General features: G+C 69.9%; 8 protein-coding genes and 2 pseudogenes. 3 read left to right on the forward strand and 7 right to left on the reverse strand.

Annotated features, from left to right (window positions below):
- Both VN520_RS17715 and VN520_RS17720 read left to right on the forward strand, forming a co-directional pair.
- Positions 1-3,592 (forward strand): annotated as a pseudogene (locus VN520_RS17715) (hypothetical protein); the annotation flags it as partial.
- 355 nt (positions 3,593-3,947) lie between these two features.
- Entirely contained in the window at positions 3,948-4,508 is a 561-nt protein-coding gene (locus VN520_RS17720; protein ID WP_414719876.1) for a transglycosylase SLT domain-containing protein, read from the forward strand.
- A gap of 163 nt (positions 4,509-4,671) precedes the next feature.
- On the opposite strand, the gene VN520_RS17725 is transcribed toward VN520_RS17720, so the two are convergent.
- From VN520_RS17725 to malX, 5 genes are all read right to left on the reverse strand, one after another.
- Positions 4,672-5,040 (reverse strand): STAS domain-containing protein, encoded by a 369-nt coding sequence (locus tag VN520_RS17725; RefSeq protein WP_325747899.1) that lies wholly within the window; start codon positions 5,038-5,040, stop codon positions 4,672-4,674.
- A 130-nt stretch (positions 5,041-5,170) separates the two neighbouring features.
- A complete protein-coding gene (locus VN520_RS17730; RefSeq protein WP_325747900.1) occupies positions 5,171-5,662 on the reverse strand; it encodes an ATP-binding protein in 492 nt (163 codons plus the stop codon).
- Positions 5,663-5,865: 203 nt separating this feature from the next.
- Positions 5,866-7,389: a carboxylesterase/lipase family protein gene (locus tag VN520_RS17735; RefSeq protein WP_325747901.1), complete on the reverse strand. Its 1,524-nt coding sequence runs from the start codon at positions 7,387-7,389 to the stop codon at positions 5,866-5,868.
- Positions 7,390-7,716: 327 nt separating this feature from the next.
- The gene (locus VN520_RS17740; protein ID WP_325747902.1) at positions 7,717-8,916 is read right to left on the reverse strand and encodes a MalY/PatB family protein; all 1,200 of its coding nucleotides are present in this window, start codon (positions 8,914-8,916) and stop codon (positions 7,717-7,719) included.
- Between the two features lie 2 nt (positions 8,917-8,918).
- Positions 8,919-10,535, reverse strand: coding sequence for a maltose/glucose-specific PTS transporter subunit IIBC (gene malX, locus VN520_RS17745; RefSeq protein WP_325747903.1), 1,617 nt, complete (start codon positions 10,533-10,535; stop codon positions 8,919-8,921).
- Between the two features lie 402 nt (positions 10,536-10,937).
- Between malX and VN520_RS39650 the strand changes: the two genes are divergently transcribed.
- Entirely contained in the window at positions 10,938-11,015 is a 78-nt protein-coding gene (locus VN520_RS39650) for a 50S ribosomal protein bL37 (RefSeq protein ID WP_374104540.1), read from the forward strand.
- A gap of 78 nt (positions 11,016-11,093) precedes the next feature.
- On the opposite strand, the gene VN520_RS17750 is transcribed toward VN520_RS39650, so the two are convergent.
- Together VN520_RS17750 and VN520_RS17755 are read right to left on the reverse strand one after the other, a co-directional pair.
- On the reverse strand, positions 11,094-11,801 hold the full coding sequence (locus VN520_RS17750) for a DUF2470 domain-containing protein (RefSeq protein WP_325747904.1): 708 nt from the start codon (positions 11,799-11,801) through the stop codon (positions 11,094-11,096).
- Positions 11,802-11,944: 143 nt separating this feature from the next.
- Positions 11,945-12,066 (reverse strand): annotated as a pseudogene (locus VN520_RS17755) (ABC transporter permease); the annotation flags it as partial.

A 12,066-nucleotide genomic window follows, 5' to 3' on the forward strand; every position in this document is an offset into this window, starting at 1 on the left:
GGAACACCTCGCCTCCCGGCCGGTCTCCACCCTGCTGGGACCCAGGTTCGCCGCACAGGACGCGTACGAACTGCAGACCAGGATGCCCGGGCCGCCGATGCTGCTCGCCGACCGGGTCACCGGCATCGACGCGGTCCCCGCAGCCCTGGCCGAACTCGGCGCGGAACACGCCACCGGCACGATCCGGACCGAGACCGACGTCCGCCTCGACAGCTGGTACCTCGACCCGGCCGGGCGCATGCCGGCCGGCCTCATGATCGAGGCGGGCCAGGCGGACCTGCTGCTGATCAGCTGGCTCGGGATCGATCTGCTCAACCGGGGCGAACGGGCCTACCGGCTGCTCGGCTGCGAACTGACCTATCACGGCAGTCCGCCCCGGGCGGGGGAGACGCTGCGGTACGAGATCCACATCGACAGGCACGCCCGGCACGACGGCATCCGTCTGTTCTTCTTCCACTACGACTGCTACGTCGGCGACGAACTCCGGCTGAGTGTCCGGGACGGGCAGGCGGGCTTCTTCACGAAGGCCGAACTCGACGACACCGACGGTGTGCGCTGGGACCCTGCCTCCTGCTCACCGGCCGTCGGCCTCCCGCACGACGCCCCGGCCGTGCACTGTCCCCGCTCGTCCTTCACCGCTGAACAGGTCCTGGCCTTCGCGGCCGGCCGCCCGGCGGACTGCTTCGGCCCCGACTGGGACATCACCCGGTCACACGTACGCTCTCCCCGCCCGGACGGCGGCCGGCTGCTGCTCCTGCGCGAGATCACCGGCTTCGACCCGGCCGGAGGGCCGTGGGGCCGTGGCTACCTCCGCGCGGAGACACCCGTCTCACCGGACGACTGGTTCTTCGAGGGGCACTTCAGGAACGACCCGTGCATGCCGGGAACACTGATGCTCCAGGCCGGTCTGCAGGCGATGGCCTTCTACCTGGCTGCCCTGGGTTTCACCGTGGCCAGGGACGGATGGCGTTTCGAGCCGGCCGCCGAGCAGCCCTGTACCGCCCGGTGCCGCGGACAGGCCACCCCCGGCAGCCGGCGGATCGTGTACGAGGTGTTCGTGCGCGGCGTCTCGGCCGGCCCCGAGCCGACGCTGTACGCCGACATCCTGGGCACCGTCGACGGGGTCAAGGCCTTCCACGGCCGGAACGCCGTGCTCCGGCTGGTGCCGGACTGGCCCCTGGAGCACTGGCGGCAGCTCGGCGGGCGCACGGAGCAGACCAGCGGGAGTCCGGTGCCCCTGGCCCGTCTCGGCGGCCTCGTCGGTCATGGCGAGTCCGCACCGGTGGCACAGTCCGACGGGTTCGTGTTCGACTACCCGTCGCTGCTGGCGTGCGCGTGGGGAAGGCCCAGTGCGGCGTTCGGTGCCCAGGCGCAGGACTTCGACGGCACGCGCAGGATCGCACGGCTGCCCGGGCCGCCGTACCACTTCATGACCCGCATCGTCTCCGTGGACGGTCCGCGGCGCGGCATGCGGGAGGGCAGCCGGGTGGTCGCCGAGTACGACGTACCCGGCCAGGTCTGGTACTTCGAGCAGAACGGCGGCAAGTCCATGCCGTTCGCCGTGCTCATGGAGATCGCGCTGCAGCCGTGCGGGTGGCTGGCCGTCCACGTCGGCTGCCCGTCGGCCACCGACGTCGATCTGCTCTTCCGCAACCTCGACGGGAGCGGAACGGTCACCGGCGAGATCACACCGGCCACCCGGACCGTGCGTACCGAGGCCGAACTGACCTCGATCTCGCGCACCGGCGAGATGATCATCGTGTCGTTCTCGATCAGGTGCTCGGCCGACGGTGAAGAGGTCTTCGTCCTGTCCACGGTCTTCGGCTTCTTCCCGCCCTCGGCCTTCGAGCACCAGGCCGGGCTGCCCGTCCAGGAGAGTGACAGGGCCGCGCTGGAGGCACCCGGTGAGCGTGCGGTCGACCTGAAGGCGAGGCCCGCCCGGTACTTCACCGGCCCGGCCGCTCTGCCCGGTCCGATGCTGCTGATGATCGACAGGATCACCGGCTACTGGCCGGACGGCGGCAGCGCGGGACTGGGGCGGCTCCGGTCGGAGAAGGACGTCGACGCGGGGGAGTGGTTCTTCAAGGCCCACTTCTTCCAGGACCCGGTGCAGCCGGGCTCACTCGGCATCGAGGCCATGTGCCAGCTGGTCCAGTTCTACCTGATCGAGCGAGGCCTCACCGCGGGGATCTCCCACCCCGGGTTCGAGCCCGTCATGCCCGGCCACGAGATCATCTGGAAGTACCGAGGCCAGATCACCCCCCGCAACCGCCTCATCAGGATCGACCTGGAGATCCTGGAGGTCACGGAGGACACGCGTGGGACCTGTGCGGTTGCCGAAGCCCGTCTCTGGGGCGATGACACCTGCCTCTACCACGTCCGTGGACTCGGTGTCCGCGTGGTGCCCGGAGACGGTCCGTCCGGGGTGACGGAGAAGACGCTCGATCCCGCTGTCGACACCTGGACGGGTGACCACTGCCCGACCTTCACGGTTCCCGCGCTGCCCATGATGTCGGTCGTCGACCAGCTCGCCCGGGCCGCCGCGGATCACACCGGCAGCCAGGTGGCCGCCGTGCGCGATGTCGACCTCCGGCACTGGATTCCGCTCGCCGAACCGGTCCGGCTGCGGACGGAGGTGGCCTCCACGGAGGCAGGACTGGAAGTGAAGCTGCTGACGTGGCGTGAGGCGACGACGCCCGCGCTGTCCCGGTTCGAGGTGGCAGCCAGTGGCACCGTGCTGGTGGGTGACCGGCCCCTCCACCGCCCGGAGCGGTTCGCCCCGCTGCCGGACGCCGTGGCGCAACCGGATCCGTACGCTTCGGGCGAGCTGTTCCACGGACCGGCGTTCCAGTACCTGACGTCGCTGGCCATCGGGGCGGCCGGATCCTCCGGAGTGGCAGATCTCGCCCGCGGCACGGTGCCGAAGGGATGCCTCAACCAGGGACTCATGGACACGCTCCTCCATGTGATCCCGTCCCACAGCCCGTGGCGGTGGTCCCACGAGATCGGCCGCGGCGTGGTCGGCTACCCCGTCAAGGTGGAACGGCTGGAGTTGTTCGAAGCGCCGCCGGAGACCGGTGAGGCCGAGATCGAAGCCCGCTTCGGCGGCTTCGTGGCCCAGGGGACGAGTCCGTGGCCCATGTCGGCCATCGATGTCCAGCTGTGCGTGGACGGGCGGGTCGCTGCGGAGCTGCGGATGATCAACGTCCTGCTACCCGTCGGCCCGCTCTCCCCAGCCTCGCCGGCCGAGCGCCGGGACTTCCTCATCGGGCGTCGTGCGGTCCCGGGGGTGGGGCTGGGCAGGGACGTCGGGGGGACGACGGAACTGCTCGCCGAGGAGATCGACGAGGTGGACTGGCTCAAGGGGACCATCGCGGGAGCCGTGGGTCTGCCGCCAGGCTCCAGGGGGAGGGACCACCTGGAGGTCATCGCGGTGAAGGACCATGTCGGCCGGCTGGCGGGCGTGCACCCGTGCACCGTGGAGGTGAGCGAGGACTTGCGGTCCGCCCGTACCGCTCCGGGCAGGGTCCACGCCGTCCAGGTCGCCCGCAGCGGAGGCAAGGTCACCGTCCGGTCCGTCGGCGGGCAGTGACCGGAGGCGGCCCGGCCCTCCCGCGCGTATGGCTGCGAACCAGGCCGGGGCCGGCCCGTGGCGTGAGTCAGCCCATAGGCCGCAGGTCACATACGAGGCGCGGCAGTAGGGGACGGGGCGAGGGCTCGCGCCGGTGGAGCGCACTGTCCGGCTTCTCGGCGGCGTACTACGTAGGCATGTAGTAATGCGGGTCGTTGCCCTCCTCCTGGTGTGCCGCTAACCATGGTCGAAGTCCACGGGAGCCGCGGCTCCGGGCCGGTCGAGCGCCGTGTTCCGCACTGCGGACCTCATCGCGTGCTTCCGCCCCGCAGCCGGCCTCGTGGCGTACCTGTCATCACCGCAAGGAGAGTGCCTCATCCGTACGTCCACCCAGTCCCCGTCCCCCGTCGCCCGTACCGCCCGGATCCGCAGGTTCTCGGTTTCCGGACTGTGCGCCGTCGGAGCCGCAGCAGCGGCCCTGACCCTCGCCCCGTCCCCCGCGCAGGCCGCCGAGCCGGCCTCGCACAGCGCTTCGCCGACGGCCGGCGTCTCGGCAGCCGGAGTCTCCGCGCAGGTGGACGCCCTCGCGAAGAAGGCCGGCAAGGCAGCGGCCGACCCGGACAATCTGGACGGCTGGATCCGTGAGTCCCTCAAGATCATGGAGGCCGAGGGGATCCCGGGCACCTATGAGGGCCTGCACCGCAACATCATGCGTGAGTCCGGCGGCGACCCCGACGCGGCCAACGGCTGGGACGTCAACGCGCAGAACGGCACGCCCTCCAAGGGCCTCCTGCAGGTGATCCAGCCGACGTTCGACGCCTACCACGTCTCCGGCACCCCGCAGGACCTGACCGACCCGGTCGCCAACATCACCGCGGCGGCCAACTACGCCGCCGACAAGTACGGCTCCATCGACAACGTCGACTCCGCCTACTGAGTACCGGCGACACCGCGGCGCGGCCGCACCCCCGGAGGGGGGTGCGGCCGCGCCGTACCGCGTGGGCGGCCTCCGCGGAGGGGCACTGTGCCGTCGTGGGCGCCACGCGGCGGAGACCCTGTCCGCGTTCCCCTCAGGGAACGCGGACAGGGTCTCTTCGGTGTCACGCCGTGCGTGCCTCTTCCACGGTCCCTTTGACGGTCAGGACCCGGTCGGCGCCCGTGATCTGCATCAGCTGCAGCAGGGCGGGGCCCGGGGCCGCGATTCTGAACGTGGTGGACCGGTCCATACGGAGGAGGAGGGTCAGGGCGGTGGAGTCCGCGAAGGTGATCGCACCGGCATCCAGAACCACCGAAGAGTGCGAAGCGGCACCCGCTTCCAGGGCTTCCTGAAGCGCGGGCACCGTATCCATGTCGAGCTCACCGGCTGCCACGACGACCCAGGCACCATCGAGCGGGTACTGGTCCACTGCTACGGGGCGGTCCGAGGCCTCGGACCGGGTGGATATCGCGTGATCATCGTGTGCGGACATCCCTGTAGTATGCACCTTTTGGGGGTGCTTCCTTCACGGGGTGCTCACATGTCCGCTCCGCGGCACAGGGCCCGTAGCGGCACGCCGTGGGCGCGGGCTGTGCGGTACGGCGGATGAGCTTCAGGGGGCATCACCAGGGTGTGGGGCCGGCCGGATCCCCATGAGGGCCTTCGAGCAGCGAGACCTGCACGCGGACGCGTTTCCCCACCGGCTCGCGTCGTACCTCGAAGCTCTGGCAGACCGCGAGAACGATCTCCAGGCCGTGCTGTCCGGCGCGAGTGGGGTCGGCCTGCAGGGCGGTGGGGAGCACGGAGCCCGAGTCCCACATGGTGATGCCCAGCATGTCGCCGTCCACTTCGAGATCCAGCAGGCACGGGCCCGGGGCGTACTTGCAGACGTTCGTCGCCAGCTCACTCACCACCAGCTGTGCGATGTCCAGCGTCCGCGACGGCACGTCCAAGCCGTGCGTGGAGCGGGCATCGGACAGAAACTGCCGTACGAAGCCGCGAGCGCGGGCGATCTCACCCGAAGTCATGTCGTAGGCGGCACTGTCCGCCAGGACGCCCGGGCCGGATGCCTGCCTGTCCCGTTTCGTTCCGCAGCCGGTCGTCAGCTGTTCCATGACACATCCCCCCGTCCGGTCGGCCGCACCGCGCAGCTGACACATCGCCCCGTCTGCCCGCCTCCACGCGTTTCAGACTCGGAAGAAGCAGGAAATCGAGTCCGGCGCGTCCGTCCTCGATCCGGAGTTCCGCCGCCGAGGGGGAGGGCCGGGACCGCGGACCTCCCTGGGGCCCCCGGCCGGCGGCGGGCGCCTTCAGCCGTTCACCGGGCGGGCCGGTTCCACAGGTCGCACTTGTGGTCCTGGGGGAAGCTGGTCGTCGCCGTGATCGCGCCGGGGGCGAGAACCTGCACCTCGGGGAAGAGGTGCCAGCGCGGAGCTCCGGCCGCATACGGGACGCCGGTCCTGGCGAAGTTGCTCCAGTAGTCGAGCATCCGGGCCGACAGGGTGTTCTGGGCGGGGGTGCCCGAGACGCCGCCGAACACGTACCGGATCTCCGAACCGTGGGGAGCGCCGATGGGGAAGCTGATCGGCATGTTCAGGTAGTCCATCGCGTGCCGGTCGGCGAACTCGTACTGGAAGGACAGCGTGTGCGCGGCCATGAGGGCCGCGGTGCGCGATTGCATGCAGGAGAACTGGGAGTCGGTGAGTATCGCACCGAGAGCCTCCGCCGGTGTGCCGTGGTCCGACAGCGGATACCGGGCCAGGATCTCGTCCGCGCGCTCCTTGTGGATCGTCCGGACCGCCACCGGGTAACCCGACGCGGTCAGCTGCCTGCCGGCCAGGTCGTAGGCGCTCGCCACGGTGAGGCGGCCCTCGTCGGCGGTGGTGCCCTGAAGGACGGGGACCCGGTGGAACCGTCCGTCCTCCAGTGCGTCCGTCACCTGGAGAGGCAGGAGCGCACCGTCGACGGTGGGGGTCCAGCGGGCCGGGGGCGTGGCGGAGGCGGTGAGCAGGCGGTCGGCGGGCGCGGCGCGCAGGCAGGCGACGTCGGCGCAGCCCAGGGTGGCGGCCCAGGCCGTGCCGTTGCTCTGCTGCGACTCGAGGGTGGGCAGGGTGAATCCGCAGCCCGACTGGGCGATGGCCCGGTCGAACAGGCCGATCGCCCGGGGGGAGACCAGGTGGTGGCAGACACTGCCGCCTCCTGCCGACTCGCCGAAGACCGTCACGTTGCCGGGGTCCCCGCCGAACGCCGCGATGTTGTCCCGCACCCAGCGCAGAGCGGCCTGCTGGTCGAGCAGTCCGTAATTGCCGGACACCTCCTGCGGCGATTCCTCGGCCAGCCCGGGGTGGGCGAGGTAACCGAACGCTCCGAGGCGGTAGTTGAGGGTGACGGTGACCACATCACCCCTGGCCGCCAGATCACTGCCGTCGTAGAACGTCCCGGAGCCCATGGTGAAGGCGCCGCCGTGGAGCCACACCATCACCGGCCGCTCGGGGAACGACCGTTGCGCGGGTGCGTGGACGTTCAGGTACAGGCAGTCCTCGCTGGGTGTGCCGGGGCCCGCGAGATCGCCCCAGGGACTGGGCTGGATCTGCTGCATGCAGGGGTTTCCGGGAGTGGTGGCGTCACGGACGCCGGCCCATCGTGCGGGCGGAGAGGGCGGCTTCCACCGCTGGGCCCCCACGGGCGGCGCGGCGTACGGGATTCCGGCGAAGGAGTCGACCGCCTCCCCGGCCTCCCCTCGCACCTGTCCGTATCTGGTCGTGACGGTGGGCCCCTCCGCCGCCGCGGCGGGCACGAAAGCACCGGTGACGGCCGACAGGAGGAGAGCGGCCGACAGCACACCAGCGCGTCGCGTGCATGACAATTCTTGACGTATGCTCGCCAGTCGTCTCTTGAGCAGACCGGACATGACACCTCCGTACGGAAGGGTGGCGGGTGCTGTCGACGAAGTCTCGCCGCGTGCCGGGTGCCTGGCATCCGGTGAATCACCGGCCTCCACCGGCCTTCCGGCGGGGCGGGCGGGTCCGTTCCGGTGGGTCCGCACGGACGGGCGGCACCATACGGCAGCCACCGGGGCGGGCATCGCGGAGTGACGTACCGGACAGGTGTCCCGCACAGCGCCCGACGGGCAGGCGTCACAGGGGCAGGGCCTGCCCGCCCGCACCGTTCACGTGAGCCGGTGCAGCGCGCGCACCAGTGCCTCGACCCCTGCCTCCGCCTTGGACCGGGGGCATCCCACGTTGAGCCGCACCCACCCCGGAGAGCCGTAAGCCGCACCCGGCATGATGGCCACCTTCTCCACCTCGACGAGCTCGCGTTGCAGCACGTCGTCGTCGGTGCCGAGCGGCCGCAGGTCGATCCAGGCGAGATACCCCGCCTGCGGGGGTGCCCATCCGAGCTGCGGGAATTCCTCGTGGAGGCGGTCTGCCACCCTCGCGAGGTTGGCCGCGAGATACGCGCGCAAGGAATCCAGCCAGCGCGCTCCCTCCCTGTACGCGGCGATGTGCCCGACGAGCGACAGTACCGCGGGGGAGGAGAGGCCGTCCGCCTCCTTGAGCTGACGCAGATAGGCGGCGCGCGATCCGGGATCGCCGATGATCCCGTAACTCCCGGTCAGAGCCGGGATGTTGAACGACTTGGATGCCGAGGTGATCACAGCCCACCTCCCCTCGCCGCCGAGTCCGGCCCACGGGCGGTGGACATGCGGGTCGTGTGCCAGGTCGGAGTGGATCTCGTCGCTGATGACGGCAACGCCGTGCCGTGCGCACAGCCGTGCCATCCGGTCCAGGTCATCCGCGGACCAGACCCTGCCCGTCGGATTGTGCGGCGAGCACAGCAGCAGTACCGCTGTGTCGGGCAGCGCCAGGAGCCGTTCCAGCTCCGCCCAGTCGTCGAGCGGACACGCGCGGAGCTGCCGTCCGTGTGCCGCCACGGTCTTCGGGAACGCGTCGTACATGGGGGTATGGGCGACCACGCCGTCACCGGGACGCGACCACAGCCGGAGCAGCTGCGACAGCTGGTAGACGACGGAGGGTGCGTAGACGACCGATTCGGGGTCGACGGCCGTCGCGTGCCGCGTCGCGTACCAGTGGACGATCGCGGAGAGGAAGTCGTCCTGCCGCCAGCGCGAGTACCCGAGCACACCGTGGTCCAGGCGGTCGTGGAGCGCGGCCATGATCTCCGGCGCGGTCTCGAAGTCCATGTCGGAAATCGTGAAGGGCAGCAGGCCGGACACGCCGAACCGGTCCTCGACGTAGTCCCACTGCGTGCACCAGGTGCCGTGCCGGTCCACCGGGACGTCGAAGCCGTACGGGTCCTGCGCGGTCCCACGGGACCGGCCGCAGGACGCGGAGGAAGGGGGGGTCACGATCAGCCCACCGGGATCATGAGAGCGATGGCGTCCTTCACCGACTGTACCTGGGGCCCGATGATGACCTGCACGTTGTGGCCGTCGAGCTTGATCACCCCTACGGCGCCGAGCTTCTTCAGCCGTGCCTCGTCGACCTGTCCGGCGTCCTGCACCGTCATGCGCAGGCGAGTGATGCAGTTGTCGAGGGAGCGGATGTTGCCGGCGCCGCCGATCGCGTCGAGGATGGCGACGGCGTCGTACTTCCCCGCCACCAGCTCACGCGCAGGCTTCTCCGCTCCGCCCGGAGCGGCGTCCTCACCGTGGTCACCGCTCTCGCCGTCCGGCTCCGGATCCTTCTCACGGCCGGGAGTCCCGAGGTCGAAGCGAGTGATCGCCCAGCGGAACAGGAAGTAGTACACGGCGAACCACACAGCCGCGATCACCGGCACCAGGTACCACTTGGTCGCCGGTCCCTGCAGGACGCCGAAGACCAGCCAGTCGATGACGTTGCCGTCGGTGTTCCCGATGAAGACCCCGAGGACGGCCGCGGCGAGGAAGCCGAGACCCACCAGGACCGCGTGGATGGCGTAGAGCCATGGCGCGACGAACAGGAACAGGAACTCCAGCGGCTCCGTGATGCCGCCGACGACGCAGGCCACCACGCCGGACACGAGCAGGGCCTTGATCTCCGGGCGCATCTTCTTCTTCGCGCAGTGGTACATCGCGAGTGCCGCGCCCGGCAGGCCGCCCAGATAGGCCGCCATCTTGCCCTGGGAGAGGAAGTGCGTCGCATCCGTGACGGCGGCATTCGGCGCGCCCGCGCAGTCCAGGTGCGCGTAGAACATGTTCAGGGCCCCGGAGACGCTGTCCCCGCACACGGTCCCCGCACCGCCGACGTCGGTGAACCGGAACATCGCGACGAGGATGTGATGCAGTCCGACCGGTCGCAGCAGCACCTCTCCCATGCCGAAGAAGAACGGCCCGAAGACACCCGCGTGTCCGATTCCGCGGCCCACGGCGGTGATCCAGCCGTTGAAGGCCGGCCACACCAGGGGGATGAGCAGGCCGAGGACGCTGAGGACGAGAGCGGAGATGATCGGGACGAAGCGCAGACCGCCGAAGAAGGCCAGTGCGTCAGGCATCCGCTGGGTACGGAAGCGCTGGTGGAGGAGGCCGACAACGATGCCAACGGCCACGGCTCCCAGCAACCCCGTATCGATGGACTGCACCCCGAGCACCTCGGCTGTGCCGTAGTGCTTGATCGCTTCCTCGTCCTCGAAGTCGACCCCCTTCGCGGTGAGGTAGAAGTTCACCGCGAGATTCATGGCGGCGAAGCCGACGAAACCCGAGAAGGCGGCCACTCCCTTGTCCTCGCGGGCGAGACCGAGCGGAATCGCCATCGCGAAGAGGACGGGCAGGAAGGTGAAGGCGACCAGACCCGTGTTGGCCATCCAGGTGAAGACGAGGTGGAAGCCCTCGGCCTTCAGGAAGGGAAGGTTGTCGCTGACGGCCTCGCTGGAGAGTGAGGAGCCGATGCCCAGCATGATGCCGCAGAATGCGAGCAGAGCCACCGGGAGCATGAACGTCTTGCCGAGCCCCTGGAGGAATTCCCAGAGTGCGGCCTTGGTCTTCTGCATGTGTACGGAACTTTCGAGCCTGGGGGGACGGACCCGGGCGCTCGCCGTGGCGATGCGGGGAGTCACGGGTGACCGAGCGGCGTAAGGCGTGATGCGGGGTTCGGTCCACCCGTGCGCCACGCACCTGGGATCGCCCGGTGAGCAGCGCCGGACAAGGCCGTTCCGCCGCACGGATCACATCACAGCAGGTCGGCGACTGTCCATGGAGGCCGGAGCGCCGGTGCGGTCCGGTACGGGACAGGCGACGCGCGGAGTGAACGGACCGTCGCACTCCGTGACGCACGTCACTCGTTCATGTTCTCGCCGTGTGTTTGCCGGGGCGTCGGTGGGTAAGGGGCTCTGTGATCTCCGGGCCGACAATCCGGTTGATAGTCCGTAAAAGCTATTGAATGAGGAGGCTCGATGTCCTCGAAGCGACGTCGCAAGAAGAGGGCCCGCCGCAAGAACGGCGCGAACCACGGCAGCCGTCCCCAGAGCTGAGCGTGGCGGCACTTACGGGAGGGGGCGCAGGCCCCCTCCCGTAAGCGTTGCCGGGTGCATCCGCGTGATCGGACCGGCTCAGGCGAGCAGCTGGTTGCGGTGGGAAGCGCGACGGGCGGCGGACAGCAGGGCGTGGATCTGAGGGCCGGCCTGGTCGAGGTGTGCCACGGTCTTCGGGAACGGCAGGCGCACGTCGCGGTGGGCGCCGGGGTACTCCAGGCGCAGGGTCACGCCGTAACGGTCCATCGCGAGCGGGAGGACGCGCACCACACCCTTGTCCGGCTGCGGTTGCGCGAGGCGCAGGAGCAGGGGGACCAGCTCACTGTGCTCGTCCATCAGATGGGTCAGCATCGCCGCCTCGTTGGTGGCGATCGGATCGGGGTCCGTCTCCAGCAGGGCGTCCAGCGTGACGAAGGCGCGCCCCCCGTGGTCCTCGAAGACCGCCTGGCCGAACTCCATGCAGGTGCTTTCCGTGGCTTCCGTGCTGTACGGGGCCGACAGCAGGCCGGTCACCGTGACGCGGGCGCGCATGCGGTCCCGCACGGGCGTGGGTGCGATGTCGGTGAACTCCAGCCGGACGGGGATGCGTGGTCCTGGCGTCGTGGAAACGGCCTCGGACGGCTCGTGCAGGTGGATGTGGCCCATCGCGGCCGTGCCGTCGAGGCGGTGCACCTCTATGGGGTGGAGCCCATCGCTCACCACCGTCATCGAATGCGCTGCGGTCAGGACCGACAGCACGCGTTCGGCGGAAGTGGGCCGTGTAGCGCGGGAGTTGAAAGGACGCATCCAGGTTCTCCAGAGGAGCGGGCGAGGGCCTCGGCATAATTACTTAGGTATGCCTAACCTAACTCATGATTCAGGAAACGGATAGAACGGCTCCCTGCCCGCCGGCACTCGGCGTTCCGCGGCTCCCTCGAACTGCCCTCCTGTTACTTCGGGTCGCGGTTGAACTGGGCCTTCGACCAGAAGTAGCCGAGTGCCGCGAGGCCCAGGCACCAGGCGATGGTGAGCCACCCGTTGTGGCCGATCCCGGTGCCGAGGAGGAGTCCGC

It is taken from the genome of Streptomyces sp. (genome assembly GCF_035563135.1).
GTDB lineage: Bacteria > Actinomycetota > Actinomycetes > Streptomycetales > Streptomycetaceae > Streptomyces.